Below are 26,903 nucleotides of genomic sequence, written 5' to 3'. Positions count from 1 at the left end.
CTGAAGCACTGTCATTTCGAGCGTAGCGAGAGATCTATGTTGTTGATTCTCCGAGATTGACCGGCTTCGCCGTTGTAAAGCGCCTCTCACTGCGTTCGGAATGACAACCGGGCTTTCAGCATTGCCTTGGCGCACGTGCCGCATTGAATGCTGCCCGGATCGACAGCGCGTCTGTCCGGCCCATCCCTGTCGACAGTCGGTATCGGTTGGGCGGAACGGCATTCCGGCCATAGCCCACGGCCGGTTTCCGTGGCGGAACAGCTCGCGCACAGGCAGTGCGCCCCCTACCCCGTCATCGCTCGGCGCTTACCCGGGTGGCGACTTGCCGGCGGCTATGATGCAGGGCCTGCCGCATCCACCACGACGCCATGTCCGCACCGCTGTCGATCCGCCGCACCGGAGCCGTCCTGCGGCTGTGCCTGCAAAGGCCCGAACTGCACAACGCCTTCGACGCCGGGCTGATTGCCCGTCTGACCGCCGCGCTGGACGGCGCCGCCGCCGACCCCGGCATACGCGTGGTGGTGCTCGAAGGCGAAGGCCCCTCGTTCTCGGCCGGCGCCGACCTCAACTGGATGCGCGGCATGGCCGCTGCCGGCGAAGACGCCAACCGCCAGGACGCGCTGGCGCTCGCCCGGCTGATGCGCACGCTGGATGAGCTGCCCAAGCCGACGATCGCGCGCGTGCACGGTGCGGCGTTCGGCGGCGGCGTTGGCCTGGTCGCGTGCTGCGACATCGCCATCGGCGTAGCGGAGGCCAAGTTCGGCCTGACCGAAAGCCGGCTCGGCCTGCTGCCGGCGGTGATCTCACCCTACGTGGTCGCGGCGATCGGCCCGCGCCAGGCGCGGCGCTGGTTCGCCACGGCCGAGGTCTTCGATGCGGCGCAGGCGCTGCGGATGGGGCTGCTGCACGAAGTGGTGGACGCCGACGCGCTGGACGCCGCGGTCGAACGCCAGGTCGCGCTGCTGCTCAAGGCCGGCCCCATCGCCTCGGCGACCGCCAAGCGGCTGGTCCGTGACGTCGCCCTGGAGCCCGACCGCGACCAGCTCGACCAATCCAACGCCCGCCTGATCGCCGCACTGCGCGTCTCGCCGGAAGGCCAGGAAGGACTGGCCGCGTTCCTGGACAAGCGGAAGGCGAGCTGGGTGGAGTGAATGTGTGGCGGGGTTTGGCCACGGATTGCGCAGATGAACGCGGATCAGGCGAATGGGATCGGGAGGAGTCGCATGGATGCGGACGCGGTGGGACTTTTGCATCGGGACATCAGCAGACGCGTGATCGGGGCATTTTTCGAGACGTACAACGAACTCGGCCATGGATTTCTGGAGGGCGTGTACGAGGCGGCGTTGGCCATGCGGCTGGAAGAATGCGGGCTGACCGTCGAACGGCAGATGCCCATTGAGGTGCGCTTCCACGGCCAGGTCGTTGGCTGCTTTCGCGCCGACCTGCTGGTGGAAGACTGCGTACTCGTGGAGGTCAAGGCCGGTCGTGGCCTGCTGGCAGCCCATGAAGCCCAATTACTCAACTATTTGAAAGCGACCGGCATCCAGCTCGGCCTGCTCCTCAACTTCGGTCCGCGCGCGGAGTTCCGCCGCCGCGTTTTCTCATAGACTCCGCGTCATATCCGCGTGTATCCGCGCAATCCGTGGCCAGAAAAATGTTCACCAGAATCCTCATCGCCAACCGCGGCGAAATCGCATGCCGTGTGATCCGTACCGCGCGGCGGCTTGGCATCGGCACCGTGGCCGTGTTCTCCGAGGCCGATGCCGATGCGCAGCACGTGCGCCTGGCCGACGAGGCGTATCCGATCGGCGGGCCGCGGCCCGCCGACAGCTATCTGCGCGGCGAGGCGATCATCGAGGTGGCCAGGCACTCCGGTGCGCAGGCGATCCACCCGGGCTACGGCTTCCTCAGCGAAAACGCCGAGTTCGCCGACGCGGTGGAAGCGGCAGGCCTGGTTTTCATCGGCCCGAAGGCCGCCTCGATGCGCAAGATGGGCAGCAAGGCCGGCGCCAAGGACCTGATGCAGGCCGCGGGCGTGCCGGTGGTGCCTGGCTACACGGGCGAGGACCAGTCGCCGGCGCTGCTGGCGCGGGAGGCGGCACGCATCGGTTTTCCGCTGATGATCAAAGCCGCGCACGGCGGCGGCGGCAAGGGCATGCGCGTCGTGCATTCGGCCGACGAATTCCTGCCCAGCCTGGAAAGCTGCCAGCGCGAGGCCGCCAACGCCTTCGGACGCGATCGCGTGCTGCTGGAGCGCTACGTCGAATCGCCGCGTCATATCGAGATCCAGGTGTTCGGCGATGCGCACGGCAACGTCATCCATCTCAACGAACGCGAATGCTCGGCGCAGCGCCGCTACCAGAAGGTGTTCGAGGAGTCGCCCTCGCCCTTCCTCACTCCGGCGCTGCGCCAGGCGATGGGCGAGGCCGCGGTGCTGGCGGCGCGCGCGATCGACTACGGCAACGCCGGCACGGTCGAGTTCATCGTCGACCCGGCCGGCAACTTCTATTTCATGGAGATCAACACCCGGCTGCAGGTCGAGCATCCCGTCACCGAGATGACCACCGGCCTGGACCTGGTGGAATGGCAGCTGCGGATCGCCGCGGGCGCGTCGCTGCCGCTGGCACAGGCGGACGTGCCCCAGCGCGGCCACGCGATCGAGGTGCGGCTGTACGCTGAGGATCCGGACGCCGGCTTCCTGCCCGGATCCGGACGGCTGGACCGGCTGGAACTGCCGGACCCCACGGCGCAGGTGCGCATCGACTCGGGCGTGGTTGAAGGCGACACGGTGACGATCTTCTACGACCCGATGATCGCCAAGCTCATCGTCCACGACCGCGACCGCCCCTCCGCCCTCGCCCGCCTGCGCGAGGCGCTGGCGCAGTGCGTGATCGAAGGGCCCAAGTCCAACATCGCCTTCCTCGAGGCGCTGGTGCGGCACCCGGCGATCGTCGAGGCGCGCATCGACACCGGCTATCTCGACCGTCACCTGGACGAGTTCACCACTGCGCACGCGGCGGACACCGGACTGCTGCTGGCAGCGGCCACCGCCACCCTGCTCGACCAGGAGCGCGGCCAGCGCGAGGCCGCGGCCGCATCGAACGATCCCACCTCGCCGTGGGCGATCGCGGACGGCTGGCGGCTGGGCCACGCCGGCCAGCGGCCGCTGGCGTTCCAGCACCGAGGCGAACGCATCGAACTGCTGGCGCAGGGCGACGATGGGCGCTATCGCATCCGCTGCGGCGACCGCTTTGCCGCGATCGAAGGCGCACGCCTGTCCGACGACAGCCTCTCCCTGCGTATGGATGGCCAGGGGCGGCGTTTTCGCGTGTCGCTGCGCCCGGGCCGCGTCGACGTGCACGATGGCGTGCGGCGGCTCTCTTTGCAGTCGCTTGCGGTGTACCGGCACGAGCCCGCGGCGCAGGATGCCGGCGACGACCGGGTGCGCGCCCCCATGCCCGGACGCGTGGTGGCACTGCGCGTCGCCGCGGGGGATCAGGTGGAAGCTGGACAGGAGCTGGCCGTGCTGGAAGCGATGAAGATGGAGCTTGCGCTGAAGGCGCCGCGCACCGGCGTGGTAGGCGAAGTGCGTGCGAGTGTGGGCGAGTTCGTCGAGGCCGACAGCGTGCTGGTCGTGCTGGAGGCTGCGCAATGACGGCAGCGCGCACGCAAAGCGCGTATCGCGGCGCGCAGCTGCCGCCCCCGGCCGCGTGCCTGCAGGTGAGCACGCAAGTCGAGGCGCAGGCGCTTTACCCGACCAGGCCCGTGGCGCCGCACCCGGAACTGCTGGCGTGAACGCCCAGGTGCGCATCGTCGAGGTCGGCCCGCGCGACGGCCTGCAGAACGAGAAGGTGGCGGTGCCCACGGCGGCCAAGATCGAACTGATCGACCGCCTCTCGGCGACCGGCCTGCAGACCGTCGAAGCCACCAGCTTCGTCAGCCCCAGATGGGTGCCGCAGCTGGCCGACGCCGCCGAGGTGTTCGCCGGCATCGACAGGCAGCCGGGGGTGTCCTACCCGGTGCTGGTGCCGAACCTGCAGGGCTACGAGCGCGCCCATGCGGCCGGCGCGCGCGAGGTGGCTGTCTTCACCGCCGCCTCCGGCGCGTTCACCCAGGCGAACATCGGCGCCGGCATCGACGAATCGCTGCAGCGCTTCGAGCCGGTGCTGGAACGCGCGAAGGTCGACGGCGTGCAGGTGCGCGGCTATGTGTCCACCGTGCTCGGCTGCCCCTACCAGGGCGAAGTGCCGCTGGCCGACGTGGTGCGGGTGGCCGCCGCCCTGCACGCGATGGGCTGCTACGAGATCTCGCTGGGCGACACCATCGGCGTCGGCACGCCGCGCAAAGCCCGGGCGATGCTGCGCGCGGTGGCTGGCGCGGTGCCGATGACGTCGCTGGCGGTACATTTTCATGACACGTACGGCCAGGCGCTGGCCAACATCCTGGCGTGCCTGGAAGAAGGCGTGGCGGTGGTGGACAGCGCAGTGTCCGGCGCAGGCGGCTGCCCCTACGCGAAAGGCGCCAGCGGCAATGTCGCCAGCGAGGATGTGGTGTATATGCTCCACGGCATGGGCATCGACACCGGAATCGACCTGGCGGCGCTGGCGGCAACGGGGCGCTGGCTGGCGGGGCTGCTCGGCCGCGAAACCGGCAGCAAGGCCGGCCGGGCGCTGGCGGCCGGATGAACGCGCAGCCGTCGTCCGAAGAGGAGGCGGCGCCCGGCTGCGGCAACGCCGACATCCTCGCCGCGCTGCAGGCCGCCAGCGTCGACGCCTCGCTGCCGCCCGACGCGCGTGCCCTGTTCGGGCAGGCGCGCGAAGCACTGCAGGCCACCAGCGCCGACGCCGAGAGCGCCCGCCTGCGCTACCACGCGCTGTTCGACGCGGTCCCCGACCCGGTCAGCATCCTCGACGAGAGCGGCATCGTGCTCGACCTCAACCGCGCCGGCATGGCCGCGTACCGGCGCCCGCGCGAGGAGATCGTCGGCCAGCCGATCGAAGTGCTCAACCCGGACCTGCCCAAGGACCACATGCGGCCGGTGCTGGAAACGCTGCACCGTGGCGAGACCTACGTCATCGAGGTCACCAACAAGCGCGGCGACGGGACCCGCTTCCCGGTCGAGGTGCATTCGGCCGGCTTCGTGCACGACGGCCGCCGCTGCGTGGTGGCGGTGGCGCGCGACCTCAGCGCACGGCGCATGGCCGAGCTGCGCTACGGACAGCTGCTGGAGGTGATCGACAAGGGCGTGGTGGTGTTCGACGACAGCGGCCACCTGCTGCAGGCCAATGCGGCGGCGATGCGGATCCTCGGCGCCGACGAGCACCAGGACTTCCAGGCCTACCTGCAGCCGGCCGACTGGGCGGTGGTCGACGAAGCCGGCCACCCGCTCGACCTGCGCGAGCTGCCGCCAACGCTCACGCTGCGCACCGGGAAGGCGACCGGCAGCCAGGTGCTCGGCCTCTACCACCGCCCCGAGCGCCGCCTGCGCTGGCTCTCGATCAGCAGCGTGCCGTTGTTCGCGCCGGGCGGGCGCAGCCCGCTGCAGGTGCTGTCGTTCTTCAGCGACGTCACCGAGCTCAAGCGCGACAGCGCCCTGTTCGACCGCGCGCAGTCGCTGGCGCACATCGGCGGCTGGGAATGGGAGGTCGACCGCGACGCGCTGTACATGACCGAGGAAGCGTTGCGCATCATCGGCGGCGGCCGCGATGTGCACTCGATCGGCGACCTGCTGGCGGTGCTGTCCGAACCCGACTGCCTGCGCCTGGACGCCGCGCTGCGCCGGGCCATCGACGGCAACCGGCCGATCGACCTGGAGGTGGAAGGCAAGCACTCCGACGGCAGTCCGCTGTGGCTGTACATCATCGGCGAGGCCGAGATCAACCGTTCCGAAGGCACCAGCATCACCGGCACCCTGCAGGACATCACCGAGCGCAAGCAGGAGCAGGAAGCCCTGCGCATCCGCGCGCGTACCGATCCACTCACCGGCCTGCTCAACCGCGACGCGATGCTGCACGAGCTGGAGACGCGCATGCGCGATCCCGTGCACGGCCCGATGGCGGTGCTGTACATCGACCTGGACCGATTCAAGGTGGTCAACGATGTGCTCGGCCATGCCGCCGGCGACGACCTGCTCGCCGCCGCCGCGCGCCGCATCAGCCGCGCCACCGGGACCGAAGGGCTGATCGCGCGCTTCGGCGGCGACGAGTTCCTGGTGATCTGCAACACCGGCGACGACGACGCGCGGCCCGAGCGTATCGCCGACGCGATCCTGGACGCCTTCAGCGAAAGCTTCCGCTTCGACAAGGAGGAGTTCGCGATCACCGCCAGCGTCGGCATCGCGCGCGCGCCGCGCGACGGCGACCGGCCACAGACGCTGATCCAGAACGCCGACGCGGCGATGTACGACAGCAAGCGCCGGATCCGCAACGGCCGCCAGGAGTTCACCCCCGAACTCGCGCAGTCGCAGCAGGACCGGCTGCGCATGGAAACCCACCTGCGCCGCGCCGCCGACAACGACGAGTTCCGCCTGGTCTACCAGCCGCAGGTCGACCTGCGCCGCGGCACCACGGTGGCCGCCGAGGCGCTGATCCGCTGGCAGAACCACCAGCTGGGCGAAATGCGGCCGGACCATTTCATCGGCCACGCCGAAAGCACCGGCGACATCGTCCGCATCGGTCGCTGGGTGCTGCACGAGGCCTGCCGCCAGGCGGCCGAATGGCGCGACGCGGGCCTGGGCATCATCCGGGTCGCGGTGAACGTGTCGTACCGCCAGTTCCTGGCCGAAGACCTGGCCGACACCATCCGCCAGGCGCTGGACGAGCACGGACTGCCGGGGTCGGCGCTGGAGCTGGAATTCACCGAGCGCGTGCTGATCGAGGATGCGCCCGACACCCTGCGCACCTTCGCCACGCTGCGCGAAATGGGCGTGATCCTGACCATCGACGACTTCGGCGAAGGCTACAGCGCGCTCAACTACCTGCGCCGGCTGCCCATCCACGGCCTCAAGCTCAGCCAATTGTTCGTCGAGGGCGTGCCAACCAACCACTCTGACGTGGCGGTTTGCCAGGCGGTGGCCGGCATCGCCCGCAGCCTGGGCCTGGGACTGGTGGCCGAGGGCATCGAATCCGAGGCGCAGCGGCGCTTCATGCTGCAGCTGGGCGTGCCGATCGGCCAGGGCTTCCTGTTCGCGCCGGGGCTGCCACCGGACGAGTTTGCGCGACGGCTGCGCGCGCAAGGCTGAGGCAGTCTGCAAGGCGACACGCTAAAATCGCGCCTTTCCGATCCGGGGCACCCCATGCAGCCTTCCTCCATCCGCGCCGTCATCACCGGGGGCGTCTCGGGACTGGGCCTGGCCGTTGCCCGTCGCATCGTTGCCGATGGTGGCCAGGTCGCGCTGTTCGACGTCAACGATGACAAGGGTGCCGCTGCGATCGCCGGGCTCGGCAATGCGCGGGCGCGCTACCTGCGCACCGACGTCACCAGCGAGGACGGCGTGTCGGCGAACATCGCGGCCGCGGCCGACGCCATGGGCGGGCTCAACGTGGCGGTGAGCTGCGCCGGCATCATCGGCGCGGGTCGCGTGCTGGGCCGCGAAGCACCGATGCCGCTGGCGCGGTTCCAGAGCACGGTGATGGTCAACCTGGTGGGCAGCTTCAACGTGGCCAAGGCTGCAGCGGCTGTGATGCAGCACAACGCGGCCGGCGATGACGGCGAGCGCGGCGTGATCGTCAACACCGCCAGCGTCGCGGCCTACGAGGGGCAGATCGGACAGGCCGCGTACTCCGCATCCAAGGGCGGCGTGGTCGCCATGACCCTGCCGATGGCGCGCGAACTCGCCCGCTTCGGCATTCGCGTCAACACCGTCGCCCCCGGCATCTTCTGGACGCCGATGGTGGACGGGATGCCCGAAGACGTGCAGAAGTCGCTTTCGGCCTCGATCCCCTTCCCCGCCCGCCTCGGCCGCGCGGAAGAGTTCGCAGACCTGGTGCACTACATCCTCGGCAACCGCTACCTCAACGGCGAAACCATCCGCCTCGACGGCGCGGTGCGGCTGGCGCCGAAATGACCGCCACACAGCGGCGGTCATCCCGAACGCAGCGAGGGATCTCGCCCGCCGCCCGGATGTCATCCGAACGAAGTGAGGGATCTTCTCCACGCCGCACCGGCATGACGTCTCGAATGACGTGTGGCATCTTCTCCGGCGGAGATTCCTCCCTCCGGTCGGAATGACAGCGAGGCCTCGGGTCGGAATGACAGCGAGGCCTCGGGTCGGAATGACAACGAGGCGTGTCGATTCAGGTCCCGATTCCAACCCCCTTATCCCCAACCCCGGTCTTCCCATGAAAGCCTACGACGTCAAGAAAGGAAACGTGGTCGAACACAACGGCACCGTGTACCAGGTGCGTGACATCGAGCGCAGTTCGCCGCAGGGTCGCGGCGGCAACGTGCGCTTCCGTTTCATCATGTACAGCGTGCCCGGCGGCAACAAGACGGACGTGGGCTTCGATGCCGAAGACAACCTGACCGAGGTCGAGCTGCTGCGCCGCCAGGCCACGTTCTCGTACAAGGACGGCGAGGCCTTCGTGTTCCTCGACGACGAGGACTACACCCCCTACACGCTCGACGCCGAGGTGATCGGCGACGACGCGGGCTACATCACCGACGGCCTGCAGGGCAGCTACGTGCAGATCATCGACGACCAGCCGGTGGGGCTGCAGCTGCCGCAGCACGTGACGCTGCAAGTCGTCGATACCCCGCCCGAGCTCAAGGGCGGCACCGCCACCAAGCGACCGAAGCCGGCGACGCTCAACACCGGCCTCGAGATCATGGTGCCGGAGTACATCGCCAACGGCGAACGCGTGCTGGTGAACACCACCACCGGCGAGTTCGGCGGCCGCGCCGACTGAGCGGCGATTCGCGGCTTGCGCGGCTGGAAGGCTGAGGCGCATCGCGCCTCGCCAAGGTTTGACAAGCCTGGCAGCACCGTCAGCCAGGCGCAGTCCCCAATCGTCATCCCAGCGAAGTGCTTTGCAACAGCCGCAGGCTGGTCACGCCGCGATCCATGCTGCCGTGACGGCCCGGCGCGCCCGAAGCCCGTCCTGTAGCCGGCGTCAGTGGTCGGACATCGCAACGTCCTGCACCGTGCGCAGACGTTCACCCAGGCGTTCCAGGTTGCGCTCCGTTCCCTCCAGCCGCGCCAGCTGCGCCGGCGGCAGCCACTCACGGGCCTGCAGGTGGAGCGCGTCACGCAGTGCGCGCAGCCGCGCGTCATCCCGCTCGAGCAGGCCAGCCAGGCTTGCACGTTCGTTCGCCCGCGGCAGGCCGTAGCCTGCGGCACCCAGCAGCAGCGACGGACGTCCTGCCCAGGCACCATCGGCAAACAGTTGCCGCAGGCGTTCGGCGGCCTCGCCGGACGCTCCGTCGCCGCGCAGGATCCGCTGCTTCAGCGCCTCCCTCGCCTGTGCCTGCTCTCGCTGCATGGCGGCCTCTTCGAGCACCAGCAGCGCAGCCGTCGCGCGAAGATCGCCGCGTTCGAGAAAGGGCGTGCGCAATTCCGGATCCAGCGCAAACCATGCCCGCGCATCGGCGGCCGGCAGTCCGAGCGCCGCGTCGGCAATCGCGAACATCGCGTCGAAATGCTCGCCCATCGACGCGAACCGGTATCCCTCGCGCAGCGCACGCGCCGCGTCGTCGAGCGCGGACATGTCGGCGATGCCTTCACGCTCCAGCCGACGCAGCAGGCCCGTCGGCGTGATGCTGCGCAGTCGTGTCTGCGACAGCCGCGGCACGCCGTCGTTGAGCAGCTTCCAGGTCTCGACCGCGCAGTTGTTGTCGATGAAGCGGTAGCGGCCGTCGTAGCTCCAGTGCATCTGCGCCGCCCGTTCCAGCAGGCCCGCGACCTCGCCATCGTCCAGCCGCAGCGGGATCGACTGCAGGCCGCGCAGCTCGACCCGGGTGTACTCGTCCACCACCTGTTCCAGCGGCAGCACGAACAGCCGCGACGGATACGAACCGGTCAGGCCGCGCCAGCTGGAGACCTGCACGTCGTCGACGAATGCGCGGAACGACAGCACCAGGTGATGCTGCAGGTCGAGCCTGCACTCCGGCCCGCGCGGCCGCCCCGGCGCGCACACCACCAGCCGCAGCATGGCGTGGCCCCAGCGGCTCATTGGTTGTTCGCTGGCTTCGGCGAACAGGTAGTCCACCGAATGGATCCGCGACGGATCCAGCTCCAGTCCCTGCAGCATCGCTCCGCCCTGTCCCGCCGCGACGAACGGCAGTTGCCGCGGACAGCCCGTCGTCGCGCCCCGTGCCGGCGGCAGTCCGAACCGGTCCGCGAAATGACGGTACAGCGCTGGGCGCGCGCAGGCGTAGCCCGGATCGAGCAGGAAATGCTCGAAGTTCACCGCGACAAATTCGGCCGGTGAGGCCAGCTCGTAGGCATCGGGCGTGCGATCGCGCAGGTCGTTGCGTGAGGTGCGCAGCCCCAGGCGCAGCGGCTGCACCGGCCAGCCGGCCAGGTCGAGCAGGCGCGGCTCCCGCGACAGGCCGCCGCGCGGCGAGCGGTCGTGGACGTGCGCCAGTTCGTGCAGGAGTGCCGCCAGTGCGACGCGTGCATCCGGATCGGCATCGCCTGCCGCCGGATCGCGGCGCAACCATCCGTCCAACAGCGAGCGGCGCAGTCCGATGCGTCCGCCGTGCGCGCGCCCGTGCACCGCATGCGGCAGGTCATCGCGCCAGCGCAGCACGACGGTCGTATCGAGATCGTGCTCAAACGTCGCCGGCAGCAGCTCCCGCGTGCGCGACACGAGTGCGTGGCTCGCCTCCAGCTCGGCAAGCGCCAGGCCCGCCGGGTCGACATCGATCCGCAGCGTCGCCTGCAGCGGCGCGGCCGCCGCCAGCAGCGTGGCCAGCAGCCAGGCGTGGCCAATCGCGCCCATGGTTCCGCTCAGCGGGCGAGGATCGCCTGCGCCAGCCGCAGGTCGCTGGCGGTGCGCGCTGCCGGATCGCGTTCGCGCAGCTGGCGCAGCGCCGCCTCGAGCCGGGCGCCACGGATCACGCCATCGCTGGCGACGAACAGCGCAGCATCCTCGCGCGCAACGGCAACCACCTTGTCGTCGCCCGAGCTGCTGCCCGAAGAAGCCGAGCTGCCTGCCGAAGCCGCGCCCCCGGTGGTCCCGGCAAAGCTTCCAGCGTGGGAGGCAAGGCTGGTGCAGGCGCACAGCGCAAACAGGAATGCGGCAGCTTTCATCGACGAGAGGTCCGGGTGCGGGGTGGCCAGTTTAGCGGCTCGCCGGCGCGCCGGGCTGAATACGGCGCGCACTATCGCGCCGGCGGATCCTGGTCGAACAGCTTGCCCGGGTTCATCAGGCCATCCGGATCGAGCGTGCGGCGGATGCCGCGCATCAGCTCGATTTCAGCCTCGCTGCGCGTCGAGGACAGGTAGGGCTTCTTGACCAGGCCGATGCCGTGCTCGGCCGAAATACTGCCCGCGTGCCGCTGCAGCGCGCCAGCCAGCAGCCTGGTCACCCGCTCGCACTCGGACACGAAGTCCGGCTGCGCCATGTCGCCGGGCTTGAGCACGTTGATGTGCAGGTTGCCGTCGCCGATGTGGCCGAACCAGACCACGTCGAACTGCGGGTACTCGCGCGCCAGCAGCGCCTGGGTTTCGGCCAGGAACGCGGGCATCGCCGACACCCGCACCGAGACATCGTTCTTGTACGGCACATGCGGCGCCAGACTCTCGGTGATGCCCTCGCGCAGGCGCCACAGCTGCGCCGCCTGCGCCTGGCTCTGGCTGATCACCCCGTCCAGCACCCAGCCCTCGCCAACGCAGTGCTCGAACGCGGCCATCACCGCGGCCTCCTCCGCCTCGCCGGCGGCGAACTCGGCGACGACGTAGTACGGATACGCCTCGTCGAACGGCTTCTGCGCGCCGTGCGCGAGCACGTGGTGCAGCGCCCGGTCGGTGAAGAACTCGAAGGCCTCCAGCCGCAGCCGCGCGCGCAGGCTGGCGAACACCTGCATCAGCGCATCGAAGTCCGGCAGTGCAAGCAGCATCACGCTGGTCGGCGGCGGTGGATCGGTCAGCCGCAGCGTGGCCTCGACGATGATGCCCAGCGTGCCTTCCGAGGCCACCATCAGATGGCGCAGGTCGTAGCCGCTGGAATTCTTGACCAGGCCGCGCCCGAGCTCGAGCACTTCGCCCCGGCCGTCGACCACCTTGAGCCCGGCCACCCACTCGCGGGTGTTGCCATAGCGGATCACGCGGATGCCACCGGCGTTGGTGGCGATGTTGCCACCGATCGTGCACGAGCCGCGCGCGGCAAAATCCACCGGATACTCGAGTCCGTGTTCGCGCGCCGCGTTGTGCACGGCCTCCAGCGCGATGCCCGCCTGCACGGTCATGCTGCGGTCGATCGGATCGAACGCGAGCACCCGATTCATCCGCTCCAGGCTCAGCACCAGTTCGCCGTTGGCCGCGACCGCGCCACCGGACAGGCCGGTGCGTCCGCCCGAAGGCACGATCGCCACCTGGGCCTGGCGTGCCCAACGCACGATCGCCTGGACCTGCTCGACCGATGATGGCAGCGCGATCGCCAGCGGCGCCGGCGTCCAGCGCCGGGTCCAGTCGCGGCCGTAGTGCTCCAGGTCGGCGGCGTCCGTGAGCAGACGCAGCTCCGGCAACACCTGCAAGAGCACGTCAAGGCGCGGATCGGTCATCGGAAAAGGCGGCGGCAAAGGGAGCGCAAGCGTGCCAGCAGCGACGGGATGCGTCCAGCGCCACGGTGCACGCGCACGTGCATGCAAGCGCCTGGTTCCCGTACCGTTGCCTCACGCGCGTCGCACGTTGTTCGCAGCAGTCCTGGGCTTCCCGCATCCAGGGGTTTGGATCGTGTCGGTTTCGCGCGCAACGGAATTGGTACCGTCACTGTTCTGTCGATCCGCGCCCGGTGTTCCGCGCAGCATGGCAAAAAGCCTTGGTGCAGTGCGGAAACGCACGCCCGCATCTGGAATAATGCAGGGCTTCCCCGCAGCCGGATGCAAAGCGCATGACGCCACTGAAGACCTCGTTCCCGAAGCAGGACATCCGCATCGTCCTGTTCGAAGGCATCAGCCAGAGCGCAGTCGAGGTGTTCAAGGCCGCCGGCTACGAGCAGGTCGAGCTGCTGACCAAGTCGCTGGTCGGCGACGAGTTGAAGGCCAAGCTGGCCAACGCGCATATCGTCGGCATCCGCTCGCGCACCCAGCTCACCGCCGACGTGCTCGCCGAGGCGCGCAAGCTGATCACCATCGGCTGCTTCTGCATCGGCACCAACCAGGTCGACCTGGATGCGGCCGAACTGGCCGGCATCCCGGTGTTCAACGCACCCTATTCCAACACCCGCAGCGTGGCCGAGCTGGTGGTGGCCGAGGCGATCATGCTGATGCGCGGGATCCCGCTGAAGAACGCGGATTGCCACCGCGGCGGCTGGAGCAAGTCTGCGCTCGGCAGCCACGAGGTGCGCGGCAAGACCCTGGGCATCATCGGCTATGGCCACATCGGCACCCAGGTCGGGGTACTTGCCGAATCGCTCGGCCTGAACGTGCTGTTCCACGACATCGAAGCCAAGCTGTCGCTCGGCAACGCGCGTGCGGCGACCAGCCTGGAGGACCTGCTGGCGCGCTCGGACATCGTGACCCTGCACGTGCCCGAGACGCCGGCCACGCAGATGATGTTCGGCGCCGCGCAGATCGGGCAGATGAAGCCGGGTGCGCACCTGATCAACGCCTCGCGCGGCACGGTGGTGGACATCGATGCGCTGGCAGCGGCGCTGGAGTCCGGACATGTCGGTGGCGCGGCGGTGGATGTGTTCCCGGTCGAGCCCAAGGGCAACGGCGAAGCGTTCGAGTCGCCGCTGACGCGGTTCGACAACGTGATCCTGACCCCGCACGTGGGCGGCAGCACGCTGGAGGCGCAGGACAACATCGGCACCGAGGTCGCGGCCAAACTGGTTCGCTACAGCGACAACGGCGGCACGCTTTCGGCGGTGAACTTCCCCGAAGTCACCCTGCCCGAGCACGCAGGCAGCCATCGCATCCTGCACATCCATCGCAACGTGCCCGGCGTGCTGTCGCAGATCAACGAACTGTTCTCGCGCGAGGGCGTGAACATCGACGGACAGTTCCTGCGCACCGATGCCAAGGTCGGCTACGTGGTCATCGACATCGCGTCCACGCCGCAGATCACCGCGCGCCTGCGCGCCGCGCTCAACGAGATTGACGGAACGCTACGGACGCGGGTGCTGTACTGAGGAACCAGTCGTCGGCTGCCTGCGGCCAGAATGGGTTGTCATTCCGAGCGCAGCGAGGAATCTGCTCGCGTTCTCGTCGTCGTGATCTGCAAGCAGATTCCTCGCTTTGCTCGCAATGACAGATCGAGACAAAAGGAGAGCCACCCATGCCACGCACATCCACCGCCTTCCTGTTCGACCTCGACGGCACGCTGGTCGACAGCGTCTACCAGCACGTGCTGGCCTGGAAGGAGGCGCTCGACCGCGAGGGCGTCGACCTCTCGGTCTGGCGCATCCATCGCAAGATCGGCATGAGCGGCGGACTGTTCACCAACATCCTGCTGCGCGAAACCGGTATCGACATCACGCCCGAACGCCTTGAACGGCTGCGCGGCTGGCATGCCGAGGCCTACAACCGCCAGGCGGCCGCCGGCGCGATCCGGCCCCTGCCCGGCGCGCGCGAGTTGCTGGCCTTCCTCACCGCCGAGGGCATCCCCTGGGCGATCGCCACCAGCGGGCGCATGGAAACCGCGGCGCCCAATATCGCCGCGCTCGGCGTGGATCCGGCGCAGGTTCCGGTGGTCACCCGCGACCAGGTGCGTTACGCCAAGCCCGATCCGGACCTGTTCCTGGCGGCAGCCGATCGCCTGGGCGTGGATATCCAGCATTCGCTGGTGATCGGCGACAGCATCTGGGACATGCTGGCCGCGCAGCGTGCGCGTTCGCTGGGCGTCGGATTGTTGTCGGGAGGCTACGGGCGCGAGGAGCTGGAGCGCTCCGGCGCGTTCCGGGTCTATGACGATCCGGCGGACCTGCTGCGGCATGTGGACGAGGTGGCTGCGCGGCGCTGACGGGCGGCGCGCGCGGGCCGCAAAGCAAGGCTTGGACGACGGCACAGCGGCGTCAGGTTCGATGCTTCGGCTGCCCCCACCCCGACCCTCCCCCGCACGCGGGGGAGGGAGCAGGACACCGGAGTACGCGCTTTCGCTCCCTCCCCTGCGCGCGGGAAAGGAGCAGGACACCGGGGCACGCACTTTTCGCTCCCTCCCCCGTTTGCGGGGGAGGGCTGGGGTGGGGGCCAGCGCGCAGCGCTGGAACGCCGCTACGGCACCTCTTCAACGCCCTGCCGACGCGACAACCATCGCAACGCCATCCGCCGCAGCGACGTGTCCGCATCCGCATCATTCGCGATCGCGCCGATGTCGCGCCACGCCAGCGCATGCGATTCGGCGCTGACCACGAAGTCCTCGCGCTCGCCCGCATGCACCACGTAGCGCACGTCGTAGTGCCAATGGCCGCGCACGCCCTTGTGCTCGGGGATCCAGTGCCGGTCCAGGTCGAACACCTCGGGCTCCACGCGCAGCCCGGCCAGTCCCGACTCCTCCTCCGCCTCGCGCAGCGCGACCGCGCACAGGTCGCGATCGCCGTCGGCATGCCCGCCCAACTGCACCCAGATGCCGAGCTTGCGGTGATGGGTCAGCAGCACGCGCGTGCGCGAACGGTCGACCAGCCAGGCCGATGCGGTGAAGTGCCCGTCCAGGCGATCGCGCACGAACGGGTCGGCCACATCGCCCAGCAGCGCATGGAAGTCCGCGGCCACGCTGGCCTGGTCCGGACACTTCCTGGCGTAGGCATCGAAGGCGCCAGCCAGCACGCTGATCTGTAATTGCATCGGGCTCAAGGTCGCGCATCTCCAGTGGCATTGGTCATGGGCCTGAGATTCTGGCGCATGCTTGCGCGCTTGTGCGCCGGATCGGCGTTTGGCAAGGTAGCCGCGGTAACGATTCCGCGGCCGACCCCCAGCGGCGCCCCAGTCCATCTGCAGGGAACCACCGATGTCGAAAAGTCTGTTCAGGGTCAAGCCGGTCGAGCCGGCGCCGCACGTGGATGCCGGCGAACCGGTCGAAGGCTCCCTGGAGGGGGAGGCCACGTTCAAGCGGACGCTGACCGCCCGCCACCTGGTCCTGCTCGGCGTCGGCGCGGTGATCGGCGCGGGCATCTTCGTGCTGACCGGCCAGGCCGCGGCCAACCACGCCGGCCCGGCGATCATGCTGAGCTTCGTGCTCGCCGGCCTGGCATGCGCGTTCGCAGGCCTGTGCTACGCGGAGTTCTCGGCGATGATGCCGGTGTCGGGCAGCGCCTATTCGTATTCGTACGCCACGCTGGGCGAGTACGTCGCCTGGTTCATCGGCTGGTGCCTGGTGCTGGAATACCTGTTCGCCTCGTCCACGGTGGCGGTGGGCTGGTCGGGTTACCTGGTCAGCTTCCTCACCACGACGTTGGGCCTGCCCTTCCCCGCCGAACTCGCCTCCGCGCCGATCACCTGGGCAAACGGCGAGTTCGTGCGCACCGAGGGCGTGATCAACCTGCCGGCGATCCTGATCGTCGCCGCGGTCAGCGGGCTGTGCTACGTCGGCATCACCCAGTCGGCCTTCGTCAACGGGATCGTGGTTGCAATCAAGGTCGCGGTGATCGCGGCCTTCCTCGGCTTCGGCGTGATGTACATCGATCCGGCCAACTTCACCCCCTTCATCCCGCCCAACGAAGGACCCGGCCAGTTCGGCATGGAGGGTGTATTCCGCGCCGCGACCATCGTGTTCTTCGCCTACATCGGCTTCGATGCGGTCTCCACCGCCGCCGGCGAGGCCAAGAACCCGCAGCGCGACATGCCGATCGGCATCCTCGGCTCGCTGGTGGCCTGCACCCTGGTCTACATCGCCGTGTGCGCGGTGCTGGTGGGCATTGCGCCCTACCGCGAACTCGACACCGCCAAGCCGGTGGCGACGGCGATCGAGCTGGCCATGCTCGCCAACCCCGAAGCCAACCTCGCCTGGCTCAAGACCGCGGTCGAGGTGGGCGCGATCGCCGGTCTGTCCTCGGTGATCCTGGTGATGCTGATGGCGCAGCCGCGCATCTTCTACTCGATGTCGCGCGACGGCCTGCTGCCGCCGCTGTTCGGCCGCGTGCACCGCAAGTTCCGGACTCCGCACGTGGGCACGATCATCGTCGGCGTCGCGGCCTGCCTGCTGGCCGGCTTCATGCCGCTGAGCGTGCTCGGCGAGCTTGTGTCGATGGGCACTCTGATCGCGTTCGCGACCGTATGCCTGGGCGTGCTGGTGCTGCGCTACAGGCGGCCCGACCTCGAGCGTCCGTTCCGGGTGCCGCTGTTCTGGCTGATCTGCCCGCTGGGCGTGCTGTCCTGCCTGTTCCTGTTCCTGCAGTCGTTCATGGAGCACTGGCTGATCTTCGTGCTGTGGACGCTGCTCGGCCAGCTGATCTACTTCGGCTACGGCTACCGCAACAGCAAGCTCAACCGGGCCTGATCCAGGCATCGCGGCGCCCCACGGGGCGCCGCTCCCTATGCGACTACCTGCGCGAGTCCTTGCATGACGGCCCAGACCGCCAAGAAGATCGGCCCGGTCCTCGCGACCTTCGTGGTCGCCAACAACATGATCGGTTCGGGTTTCTTCCTGCTGCCGGCCTCGCTGGCCAGGTCGGGCGCGGTGACCGCGTTTTCGTGGCTGATCGGGACCCTGCTGGCGGTGGCGCTTGGCGCGGCGTTCGCGCGATTGGCGCGGCAGTACCCCGACCTGACCTCGCCCGACGACTACATCCGTCCCTCGCTGGGACGCGACATGGGCTTCCTCGCCTCGACCCTGTACTGGCTTTCGTCCTGGGTGGGCAACAACGCGATCGCGGTGGCGGCGTTCGGCTACCTGATCATCCTGCTGCCGATCAGTGACGCACCGGTGGTGCACCTTGTCGGGCAGGTGCTGCTGATCTGGGCGATGTTCGGCCTCAACCTGCTCGGCCCGCGCAAGATCGCGCACTTCCAGTCGTTCTGCGTGGTGTTCGGCCTGCTGCCGGTGGTGGCGATCCTGGTCGCAGGCTGGGCCCACTTCAATCCCGAGCTTTACCGCGCCGGCTGGAACGTGACCGGACAGTCCGACGTCTCGGTCGCACTCGGTTCGCTGGCCTCGGTGTTCTGGGCCTTCATCGGGCTGGAGACCGGGGCGATGATCGCCGGCGTGGTGCGCGAGCCGGATCGCAACGTCCCCATCGCCACCATCGGCGGGATCCTGCTGGCCGGCATCGTCTACCTGGTCTCGTCGGTGCTGATGATGGGGATCGTGCCGGTGGCGGAACTGGCGCAATCCAGCGCCCCGTTCGCGCTGGTCGCGGGCGAGATGTTCGGCGCCTGGGCGATCCCGGTGATCGCCGCTGCGGCCGCGCTCAAGGCCACCGGCACGCTTGGCGGCTGGATGCTGGTCACCGGCGAATCGGGCGCGCGCGCGGCCCAGCGCGGCTTCCTGCCGGCAATCTTCGGGCGCACCCTGCGCAACGGCGCGGCCTTCAGCGGCCTGCTGCTGGTGGTGCTCTCGATGACCGTCATCGCGCTGACCACGCTGTCGGATTCGGTGTCGGGCCAGTTCGAGACGATCATCAACATGGCCGTGACCCTGGTGGTGATGGCGTACGTGGCGGCAGGCCTGAGCCTGCTGCTTGGCCGCCGCGACCGGCCCTCGACGCTCGGCGATCGCCTGCTCGGCATGGGGGCACTGATCGCCTGCGGACTGCTGGTCTGGTCGACGCCGGTCGAGACGTTGATCGGCGCTGTCGTGATCGCGCTGCTGGCGCTGGCCGCCTACCGCGGGTTCGGCCGCAGGCGCGAGCCGGCGCCCTGAGCGACGCCGGCCGCGTGCGGCGAGGCGCTAGACTTGCGCCATGAACCAGACGCCCTACGACCCGCAGCGCCTGCGCGAGCGCGCCGCCGAGCTCATCGCCAACCTGCGCGAGCTTTCGCAGCTGGGCTGGACGCCTGCCACCAGCAGCAACTTCTCCTCGCGCCTGGACGGGCGCCATGCCGCGATCACCGTGTCCGGACGCGACAAGGGCCGGCTGGTGGAGAACGACATCATGGTCGTGGATTTCGACGGTTTGGCCGTCGGCAGCGACCACCGGCCCTCGGCCGAGACCCTGCTGCATACCCAGCTGTACCGCCGGTTCGACGAGGTCGGTTGCATCCTGCACACCCACTCGCGCAACCAGACGGTTGCCTCGCGCCTGTTTTCCGGCGCCGGCCACGTGCGACTGGAGGGCTACGAACTGCTCAAGGCCTTCCGCGGCAACGAAACGCACGAAACCAGCATCGACGTGCCGGTGCTGCCCAACAGCCAGCACATGCCGACGCTGGCCGCGCAGGTCGACGCCCTGCTCGATCGCGGCCCGATGTGGGGCTACCTGATCGATGGCCATGGCCTGTACGCCTGGGGCCGCGACATGGCCGAAGCGCGCCGCCACCTGGAGGCGTTCGACTTCCTGCTGGGCTGCGAGCTGGAGCTGCACCGGCTGGGCGCGCGCCACTGATCGCAGCCGCGTTGCGACGGTGGAATGCCTGTGTTCCGCCGCCATGACCCCCCGTCTTCGTCGTCCCTGCTAGCCTGATTCCCTTCCACCTTCCTCCCCCGCGAGCCTGCCGCCATGAGCCGACTGCGCATCTTCCCCGACGCCCACCCGGACGCACCCGAATTCACCAGCCACGATGGCGAGGAGATCGCGCGCGAACTGGCGAAGATCGGCGTGCATTTCGAGCGCTGGCAGGCCAGCCATCCGGTCGAGGCCGGCGCGTCGCCCGAACAGGTACTGGCTGCATACAAGGCCGACATCGACCGCATCTCGGCCGAGCGCGGGTTCACCAGCGTGGACGTGATCAGCATCGCGCCGGACAACCCGAAGAAGGAGGAGATGCGCGGCAAGTTCCTTGACGAGCACTATCACAAGGAAGACGAGGTGCGCTTCTTCGTCGACGGCTCGGGCCTGTTCACCCTGCATGTCGGCGACAAGGTCTACGAGATCGAGTGCGTCAAGGACGATCTGATCGCCGTGCCCGACGGCACCACGCACTGGTTCGACATGGGCCCGGAGCCGCGCTTCGTCGCGATCCGCTTCTTCCAGCAGCCCGACGGCTGGATCGGCCACTTCACCGGCACCGACATCGCGCAGAAGTTCCCGCGCTACGAAAAAGAAGCAGGCTGAGCCGGAGCGGTTCCGCCACGGATCACGCGGATGGACGCGGATCACGAGCAAGGCAGATGGCAGGCGCGCTCTCGGGGTTCATCGCCTTATCCGTGTTGATCCGCGTAATCCGTGGCCAAGGCAACAGCTGGAAAACTGTCATTTCGAGCGCAGCGAGAAATCTATGCTGTTGATTCTCCGAGATTGACCGGCTTCGCCGTTGTAAAGCGCCTCTCACTGTGTTCGGAATGACAAACGGGACTTTTTCGGCATTGCCCTAAGAATGAAGAACATGACCACCACCATCCTCACCGACATCGAAGGCACCACCAGCAGCATCTCGTTCGTCAAGGACGTGCTGTTTCCCTATGCGCGGCGCGAGCTGCCGCGTTTCGTGCGCGAACACAGCCAGGAGCCCGAGGTGCGGCGCTGGCTGGACGAGGTGGCGCTTGAGAACGGCGGCCTGTGCCAGGACGCGATGATCGTCGAGACCCTGCAGGGCTGGATCGACGATGACCGCAAGCACATCGCGCTCAAGGCGCTGCAGGGCATGGTCTGGGAAGCGGGCTACACGAGCGCCGACTTCACCGCTCCGGTCTATCCGGATGCGACCGAAGCCTTGCGTCAGTGGCATCAGGCGGGCCATCCGCTCGCGGTGTATTCCTCGGGCTCGGTGCCGGCGCAGAAGCTGCTGTTCGCCCACACCGATGCGGGCGACCTGACCGGCCTGTTCTCGGCCTGGTTCGACACCGGCGTGGGCGGCAAGCGCGAGGCGGCGAGCTACGCGAAGATCGCGCAGGCGCTGGCCGTGGCCCCGGGCGACATCCTGTTCCTGTCGGATGTGGTCGCCGAACTGGACGCGGCGCGCGAGGCGGGCCTGCGCACCATCCTGGTCGACCGCACGCAGGACTATCCGCAGCCGCGCACCGGCGATGCCGCCGGCGGCCATCCCCGCGTCACCGGCTTCGACGGCATCCCGCTGCCGGCATGAACGCGATGCCCGGGCATCGCCATCCCAGCGCCGCGTCGGCGCTGGTCGTCCTGCTGGCCTGCCTCGGTCTGCTGCCGCTCCACGCCCGCGCCGATGCCGTCACCCCGGCGGCGGCGGATATGGCCGCCATCGCCATCCGCGACCGCGCCCTGATCGAAGCACGACTGCAACAGATGCCGCCCCCGGTGGCCGGGCAGCCGGATCTGTACGCGCTCGCCTTTGCCGGCGACGGCGAGGAGGACGTGTTCCGCAACGAGGCGCTCTACTTCGAGCAGCTGACCACCGCCCGCTACGGCGCGGGCGGCCGCACCCTGGCCCTGGTGAACCATCCAGACAGCTTGGCCGACACGCCGCTGCCGTTGGCCACGACGGACAACCTGCGCATCGCGCTGCAGGGAATCGGCCGGCTGATGAACCCGGACGAGGACCTGCTGCTCCTGCTCATCACCACCCACGGCAGCCGTGACCATGCGCTGTCGGTGCAGCTCCCGGGTTACTTCGACACCGCGCTGCGACCTGGCGAGCTGCGCGCAATGCTGGACGAATCCGGCATCCGCAACCGGCTGTTGATCGTATCGGCCTGCTTCTCCGGCGGCTTCATTCCCGAGCTCGCCACGCCCGACACGCTCGTGATCACCGCAGCACGCAGCGACCGTCCCTCGTTCGGCTGCGGCGACACCGCGAGCGCGACGTACTTCGGGCAGGCGTTGCTGGTGGAAGGCCTGAATCGCGACGGAGGGCTGGTCGACACGTTCGCCTACGCCCGGCAGCAGGTGGCGCGGCGCGAGGTGAGGGAAGGCCACGAGGCGTCGTTCCCGCAGATCAATGTGGGCGACCGCATCCGCGCCCGGCTGGACGCCTGGGAAGCGGCGCTGGTGCGCGGACCGCCGCTGGCCTACCCGCATCCGCTGTAGCCCACCGCAGGGTGCACAGCCGCGTGCGCGTCCCGTCCCGCGATCGAGTCCGGCGGGCGCGTAGACCGGCTCCGGGCTGCCTCCGGACCCATCGCCAGCCGGCGACACGCGACGATCCGTCCGCAAGCCGACGCCAGCCAGTCGATCGCAACAAAGTCGTGTCCATCGCCGCCTTCGACGCAACCGATGCGATGTCCCCGCTGGGAACCGCCCTCGCCCGCTAGGCGCGCCGCAGCCGTCGCGCCACGCGGCCCACGGCCTCCGCGCACGGCAGCGCGTGCGACTTTGTCACGTCCAGCCAGTGTGAGTGGCCCACCGGCGTCGGCCTGAGCCCTACCGCCTTCGACCAGCGACGCAAGCGATGGTTGAACTGCATCGCACGGGTCCAGCGCAGGGTCTCGTCGGTCTGGAAGAAGAACGACAGCGAGATCGAGACGTCTTCGGCACCGTTCTTCACGTAATGCCCGCTGGTGTAGGGAATGTGCAGCGCGTCGCCGGGGCGGAATTCGAACTTGATCGCGTGCTGGTCGAGCTCCTCGCGCCACAGCGGTTCGATCGCCTGTCGGTCCATGTAGGCCTCGCAGACATCGACCGGCACGATGTCCGGCCGGAAGTTCGGAAACACCGCCACTTCCTTGCTGCCCCGGATCTGCATCAGCACGTTCGAATAACGGTCGAAGTGGAACGGCGTGATCGCGTTGGGCGAGGCGATGAACAGCCAGATGCGCGGCTCGTGGATCGCCTTCGATCGGCCGCCCTCGCGCAGCAGCGCCGTCATCTCGCGGCACAGGTCCTCGTACAGGCCACGGAATGCGGGATGCACCTCCGGATCGCTCACGGCAATGTAGGAATTGCCCGCCCGGATCGTCTCGATGGTTTCCTCGAGGCCCATGCCGTTGCGGTGTTCGACGTGCGCGTGGTCGAAGTTGATGCGCAGGTCGTCCAGCCCCCTGGAATACCTGACCCGCTCCGGCGGCAGCTCCGGCAGGACCTTCGCCAGGCCCTCGATGGTGAGCGCGGGATGGTCCAGCAGGCCGTGCCTGAACTGGAATGGCGCACGGTCCAACTGGCCGGCGGGCAGCCCGTCGGCGAAGCACTTCGACATGTGGTCCCCTGTGGCGCCCGCCGTCGTGGCGGTGTTCGCATCCGGACGCAAGAATCCGGAACCGGATCACAATATCCCGGCGCGGGTGTCCCAGCAACCGTTGCGCCGCCGATCAGCGCGCCTCCGCGTCCTCCAGCCGGTAGTGCGTGCTCGCCCGCGATTCGCGTCCCGCGTCATCGAAGCTGCGCACCTCGATGAGATGGCGACCGGCGTCGAGCCTGGTGGGCAGCGGCCCGCGCCACAGGTGCGGCGACGCTTCGGCTTCGGGCGATCGATCGAAACCGCGCAGTGTCTCTGCCTCATCATCGCGCGCATTTTCCGCGGCCAGCCGCGGATCGGCGCGCTCCACCCGCTCCATCGCCTGCCACGCGCCGCCATCGACGCGGTATTCCACCCGTGTGCCTGCGTGCCCGAGGAACACGTTGGCGTACACGCCCCAGGCCGGATACGCACCGCGGCGCAGCAGCTTCGGTGCGTGCAGCGCCATCGCATCGGTCAACGCCGGATCGTCGGCCGGCAGCGAGGTCGGATGCCAAGCCAGGCGGTAGCCTCCGTCGGCGTCGACCTGCAGCGTGGCGAATCCGCGCGGCGTGCCGTCGGCCATGGTCGCATCGGGCATGCCGTCGGCGGCCGCCACGCCCGACCAGTACGCGCCGCTCATCGCGCCGACGTTGTATTCGTGCAGTGGCGTCGCCCCATGCCAGCCGCTGCCAGCGTCGTGGAAGACACTGCGCTGGCTGTGGCGGTGGCCGCTGAGCAGCAACAGCTTCGGGAAGGGGCGCAGCAGCGCGAACAGGCGCTCGCGATCCTGCGCACGCATCGTCGGCGGGCGGCCCTGGCCGGCGGTATCGAACCAGGGGATGTGCGCGGCAATCACCAGCAGCCGGCAGTGATCCAATCCGGCCAGGTAGTTGTCCAGGAAATCGAACTGATCCTCGCGCAGCCCGCCGACATAACCGGGCCGCTGGCCGGGCTGCGCCACCACGTTGTCGAGCACCACGAAGACCGCATCGCGCTGCTCCCAGGCAAAGCTGTCCGGGCCGAACACGTTGCGGAAGCTCGCCAGCGAGGACGCATCGTCGACGGCGTGCGGGTCCAGGTCGTGGTTGCCGGCGGCGTGCAGCCACGGCACGCCCACCGCAGTGGTGGCGCGGACCAGCGCCGGATACAGCGACAGTTCGTCGTTGGCGATGTCGCCCAGGGTCAGGCCCAACCTGGCATCGCGATGCGGCGCGAACGTGCGCGCGGCGATCCGCGCGTAATGGTCGACCTCGCGCGGCGTGCCAGCCTGGGGGTCGCTGCTGACGATCACCTTCAGCCCCTGCGGCTCGTCGTGCGGCCGCAGCGCGAAATCGCAGGACGCATCGCCCGTCGCGCGCCAGAATCCCGGCAGGCCGTCGGGACCGGATGCCACGGCATATCCAGCCGGCTTGATGACGAAGACCGGCGCGTCCGCGCGCGGCGGCAGGCGCCAGCGCCCCTCCACGTCGCTGGAAACGATTTCCACACCGTTGGAGACCCGCACGCCGGGGAGCGCCGGTTCCCCGGCATCGCGCCGGCCGTCACCGTCGACGTCCTCGAACACGACGCCGCGATCGCAGGCCCATGCCGACGCGACCGACATCGCGACGATCAGCAGCAGCGCACGGACCACGTGTCGATGGACCACACACCCTCCCCTTGTCGACAAAACTGGCCCATTATGCCGCCGGTCAGCGTTTGCACTGTGAGTCATCACGACGGGCCTTGCGCCATGGACTTCACGACGGAGACGGGATGAGGATTGCCTGGCGATGGCTGCCTGCGCTGCTGGCGCTGGTCGTGTGCCTGCCGGTCTGGGCGCGACCCGTCCTTGAGCTGGCGCCGGCGACGGCCAGCGCGTCACTCGCGCCACACCTGGGCTACCGCCACGACGCCACCAGCTCCGATCGCGCCGAGGACGCGTGGCGGCGCGTCGAGGAAGGTGGGTTCGCCGCCCTGCCGGGCGGCAAGGACGCCTTCGGCTTCCAGAGCGGCGCGTTCTGGTTCCACGCCACCGTCGTCAATCGCAACCCCGGCGAGCAACGCTGGCTGCTGGTGCAGGAATACCCGCTGAGCGACAGGCTCGACATCTACCTGCGCTATCCCGACGGCCGCACGATCCACCACGTGGGCGGGGACCACGTGCCGTTCTCTGCGCGCTCCGTGCGCTACCGCCATCCCAACGTGCTCGTCGACCTGCCGATGGGCGAGCCGGTGCAGCTGCTGCTGCGCGTGCAGAGCCAGAGCTCGATGCAGGTGCCGCTGCAGCTCTATACGCCGTCGGCGTTCACCGAGGTCTCGCGCGACGCGCAGCTGGCGATCGGCCTGTACTACGGCATCCTGCTGGCGCTGTTTTTCTACAACCTGGTACTGTGGCTCTCGCTGCGCGACGCCAGCTACTTCTGGTACCTGTGCCATATCAGCGCCTTCGGGCTGGTGCTGTTCACCCTCAACGGACTGGGCTTCGAATACCTGTGGCCGAACTCGTCGTGGATGGCGGACCACATGGTGCCCATCTCGATCTGCCTGGCGCTGATCGCGATGCTGCAGTTCGCGCGCACCTTCCTGGAGCTGCCGCAACGCGCGCCGCGGCTCAACCTGGTGACGATCGCGCTGATCGGGTTTTTCACGGTGTTTGGCGTGGCCTCGGTATGGCTGCCGTACCGGATCGCCACGCCGGTCGCATCGCGCGCAGTGCTGGTGGGCGTGGTCTGGATCGTGTTCGCCTCGCTGCACGTGCTGCGCCGCGGCTACACGCCGGCGCGCCTGCTGCTGCTGGCCTGGTCTATGTTCCTGCTCGGCACGGCGGTCTTCACCCTGCTGGCGTTCGGCGCTCTGCCCAAGAATTTCGCCACCGAATACGGCGTGCAGATCGGTTCGGCGCTGGAGATGCTGCTGCTCTCGATCGCGCTGGGCTATCGCTACGCGCAGCTGCGCAACGAGAACCAGCGCATCACCGACGAGGCCAACCGCCAGCTCGAGCGCAACGTGGCGCGACGCACGCAGGAGCTGCAGCAGGCGCTGGTGCAGCTCAAGGATACGCACGAGAAGCTGCAGGACTCCAGTCGTCGAGACGGGCTGACCGGGCTGTTCAATCGCAGCTATTTCCACGAGGGATTCGATCGCATGCTGGCCGAGTGCCGCCAGGCGCGGCGGCCGTTGTCGCTGCTGATGGTCGACCTCGATCACTTCAAGGCGATCAACGACCGCTACGGCCACCTGGTAGGCGACGCCTGCCTGCGCTGGGCCGCGCGCCGCATCGGCCGCACGCTGCGCCCGCATGAGGCCCTGCTGGCGCGCTTCGGCGGCGAGGAATTTGTGGTGGTGCTGCCCAACCATGACCTCCGCGCAGCGGTCGCGGTGGCCGAGGAGCTGCGCCGCTCGCTGGTGGACGAGCGCTGCGAGACGCACGACCTGCAGGTCCGGATCTCGGCCAGCATCGGCGTGCACACGGTCGCACCGGATGCAGCTGACGACATCGACGACGCGCTGGATACCGCCGACAAGGCGCTGTACGCAGCCAAGGCCAACGGCCGCGACTGCGTGCGGACCTCGATCAGCGCCGCGTAGGTGCGAAAGAACTC

General features: G+C 68.9%; 23 protein-coding genes. 17 read left to right on the top strand and 6 right to left on the bottom strand.

From position 1 onward, the window contains the following. The first annotated feature begins 368 nt into the window (after positions 1-368). The 8 genes from ACW5DW_RS07330 to yeiP all read left to right on the top strand — a co-directional run bounded on the left by ACW5DW_RS07330 (position 369) and on the right by yeiP (position 8,906). Positions 369-1,151 carry an enoyl-CoA hydratase-related protein gene (locus ACW5DW_RS07330; RefSeq protein WP_457018100.1) on the top strand — a complete coding sequence of 261 codons (783 nt, stop codon included), beginning with the start codon at positions 369-371 and terminating at the stop codon, positions 1,149-1,151. Between the two features lie 72 nt (positions 1,152-1,223). Beyond that, positions 1,224-1,607 (top strand): GxxExxY protein, encoded by a 384-nt coding sequence (locus ACW5DW_RS07325; RefSeq protein ID WP_457018099.1) that lies wholly within the window; start codon positions 1,224-1,226, stop codon positions 1,605-1,607. 47 nt (positions 1,608-1,654) lie between these two features. After that, positions 1,655-3,655, top strand: coding sequence for an acetyl/propionyl/methylcrotonyl-CoA carboxylase subunit alpha (locus tag ACW5DW_RS07320; protein ID WP_457018098.1), 2,001 nt, complete (start codon positions 1,655-1,657; stop codon positions 3,653-3,655). Further along, the gene (locus ACW5DW_RS07315; RefSeq protein WP_457018097.1) at positions 3,652-3,795 is read left to right on the top strand and encodes a hypothetical protein; all 144 of its coding nucleotides are present in this window, start codon (positions 3,652-3,654) and stop codon (positions 3,793-3,795) included. The genes ACW5DW_RS07320 and ACW5DW_RS07315 overlap by 4 nt, the downstream gene beginning before the upstream one ends. Beyond that, positions 3,792-4,685 (top strand): hydroxymethylglutaryl-CoA lyase, encoded by an 894-nt coding sequence (locus ACW5DW_RS07310; protein ID WP_457018096.1) that lies wholly within the window; start codon positions 3,792-3,794, stop codon positions 4,683-4,685. Before ACW5DW_RS07315 ends, ACW5DW_RS07310 begins: the two co-directional genes overlap by 4 nt. Further along, positions 4,682-7,240 carry a sensor domain-containing protein gene (locus tag ACW5DW_RS07305; RefSeq protein ID WP_457018095.1) on the top strand — a complete coding sequence of 853 codons (2,559 nt, stop codon included), beginning with the start codon at positions 4,682-4,684 and terminating at the stop codon, positions 7,238-7,240. The genes ACW5DW_RS07310 and ACW5DW_RS07305 overlap by 4 nt, the downstream gene beginning before the upstream one ends. A 54-nt stretch (positions 7,241-7,294) precedes the next feature. Beyond that, entirely contained in the window at positions 7,295-8,065 is a 771-nt protein-coding gene (locus ACW5DW_RS07300; RefSeq protein ID WP_457018093.1) for an SDR family NAD(P)-dependent oxidoreductase, read from the top strand. A 274-nt stretch (positions 8,066-8,339) separates the two neighbouring features. Beyond that, the gene (gene yeiP / locus ACW5DW_RS07295; protein WP_457018092.1) at positions 8,340-8,906 is read left to right on the top strand and encodes an elongation factor P-like protein YeiP; all 567 of its coding nucleotides are present in this window, start codon (positions 8,340-8,342) and stop codon (positions 8,904-8,906) included. Positions 8,907-9,110: 204 nt separating this feature from the next. On the opposite strand, the gene ACW5DW_RS07290 is transcribed toward yeiP, so the two are convergent. The 3 genes from ACW5DW_RS07290 to ACW5DW_RS07280 form a co-directional block, all read right to left on the bottom strand. Next, the gene (locus ACW5DW_RS07290; RefSeq protein ID WP_457018091.1) at positions 9,111-10,940 is read right to left on the bottom strand and encodes a DUF7844 domain-containing protein; all 1,830 of its coding nucleotides are present in this window, start codon (positions 10,938-10,940) and stop codon (positions 9,111-9,113) included. Between the two features lie 8 nt (positions 10,941-10,948). Beyond that, positions 10,949-11,251, bottom strand: a complete 303-nt coding sequence (locus ACW5DW_RS07285; protein ID WP_457018090.1) for a DUF2388 domain-containing protein — start codon at positions 11,249-11,251, stop codon at positions 10,949-10,951. Between the two features lie 71 nt (positions 11,252-11,322). Further along, on the bottom strand, positions 11,323-12,723 hold the full coding sequence (locus ACW5DW_RS07280; protein WP_457018089.1) for an FAD-binding oxidoreductase: 1,401 nt from the start codon (positions 12,721-12,723) through the stop codon (positions 11,323-11,325). Positions 12,724-13,052: 329 nt separating this feature from the next. Between ACW5DW_RS07280 and serA the strand changes: the two genes are divergently transcribed. Further along, entirely contained in the window at positions 13,053-14,294 is a 1,242-nt protein-coding gene (gene serA / locus ACW5DW_RS07275) for a phosphoglycerate dehydrogenase (RefSeq protein ID WP_457018088.1), read from the top strand. Between the two features lie 146 nt (positions 14,295-14,440). Next, the gene (locus tag ACW5DW_RS07270) at positions 14,441-15,124 is read left to right on the top strand and encodes an HAD family hydrolase (RefSeq protein WP_457018087.1); all 684 of its coding nucleotides are present in this window, start codon (positions 14,441-14,443) and stop codon (positions 15,122-15,124) included. A gap of 251 nt (positions 15,125-15,375) precedes the next feature. Here ACW5DW_RS07270 and ACW5DW_RS07265 read toward each other — a convergent pair whose 3' ends face one another. Beyond that, positions 15,376-15,945: an NUDIX hydrolase gene (locus ACW5DW_RS07265; protein WP_457018086.1), complete on the bottom strand. Its 570-nt coding sequence runs from the start codon at positions 15,943-15,945 to the stop codon at positions 15,376-15,378. Between the two features lie 163 nt (positions 15,946-16,108). Here ACW5DW_RS07265 and ACW5DW_RS07260 point away from each other — a divergent pair, with 163 nt between their 5' ends. The 6 genes from ACW5DW_RS07260 (at position 16,109) to ACW5DW_RS07235 (ending at position 22,193) form a co-directional block, all read left to right on the top strand. Continuing rightward, the gene (locus ACW5DW_RS07260; protein WP_457018085.1) at positions 16,109-17,596 is read left to right on the top strand and encodes an amino acid permease; all 1,488 of its coding nucleotides are present in this window, start codon (positions 16,109-16,111) and stop codon (positions 17,594-17,596) included. 63 nt (positions 17,597-17,659) lie between these two features. Continuing rightward, positions 17,660-18,958: an amino acid permease gene (locus ACW5DW_RS07255; protein WP_457018084.1), complete on the top strand. Its 1,299-nt coding sequence runs from the start codon at positions 17,660-17,662 to the stop codon at positions 18,956-18,958. A 40-nt stretch (positions 18,959-18,998) separates the two neighbouring features. Continuing rightward, positions 18,999-19,640, top strand: a complete 642-nt coding sequence (locus tag ACW5DW_RS07250) for a methylthioribulose 1-phosphate dehydratase (protein WP_457018083.1) — start codon at positions 18,999-19,001, stop codon at positions 19,638-19,640. 114 nt (positions 19,641-19,754) lie between these two features. Further along, entirely contained in the window at positions 19,755-20,309 is a 555-nt protein-coding gene (locus ACW5DW_RS07245) for a 1,2-dihydroxy-3-keto-5-methylthiopentene dioxygenase (RefSeq protein ID WP_457018082.1), read from the top strand. A 271-nt stretch (positions 20,310-20,580) separates the two neighbouring features. Continuing rightward, the gene (mtnC, locus tag ACW5DW_RS07240) at positions 20,581-21,279 is read left to right on the top strand and encodes an acireductone synthase (RefSeq protein ID WP_457018081.1); all 699 of its coding nucleotides are present in this window, start codon (positions 20,581-20,583) and stop codon (positions 21,277-21,279) included. Beyond that, positions 21,276-22,193 (top strand): C13 family peptidase, encoded by a 918-nt coding sequence (locus ACW5DW_RS07235; protein ID WP_457018080.1) that lies wholly within the window; start codon positions 21,276-21,278, stop codon positions 22,191-22,193. The genes mtnC and ACW5DW_RS07235 overlap by 4 nt, the downstream gene beginning before the upstream one ends. A gap of 220 nt (positions 22,194-22,413) precedes the next feature. Here ACW5DW_RS07235 and ACW5DW_RS07230 read toward each other — a convergent pair whose 3' ends face one another. Next, positions 22,414-23,298: a cupin-like domain-containing protein gene (locus ACW5DW_RS07230; protein WP_457018079.1), complete on the bottom strand. Its 885-nt coding sequence runs from the start codon at positions 23,296-23,298 to the stop codon at positions 22,414-22,416. Between the two features lie 112 nt (positions 23,299-23,410). After that, positions 23,411-24,967 (bottom strand): calcineurin-like phosphoesterase C-terminal domain-containing protein, encoded by a 1,557-nt coding sequence (locus ACW5DW_RS07225; RefSeq protein ID WP_457018078.1) that lies wholly within the window; start codon positions 24,965-24,967, stop codon positions 23,411-23,413. A gap of 107 nt (positions 24,968-25,074) precedes the next feature. Here ACW5DW_RS07225 and ACW5DW_RS07220 point away from each other — a divergent pair, with 107 nt between their 5' ends. Continuing rightward, a complete protein-coding gene (locus tag ACW5DW_RS07220; RefSeq protein ID WP_457018077.1) occupies positions 25,075-26,889 on the top strand; it encodes a sensor domain-containing diguanylate cyclase in 1,815 nt (604 codons plus the stop codon). Positions 26,890-26,903: the final 14 nt, after the last annotated feature.

Source organism: Luteimonas sp. A482 (genome assembly GCF_054072655.1).
Note: the sequence above shows the minus strand (reverse complement) of the source record. Positions and strands in the feature narration are given on the sequence as shown.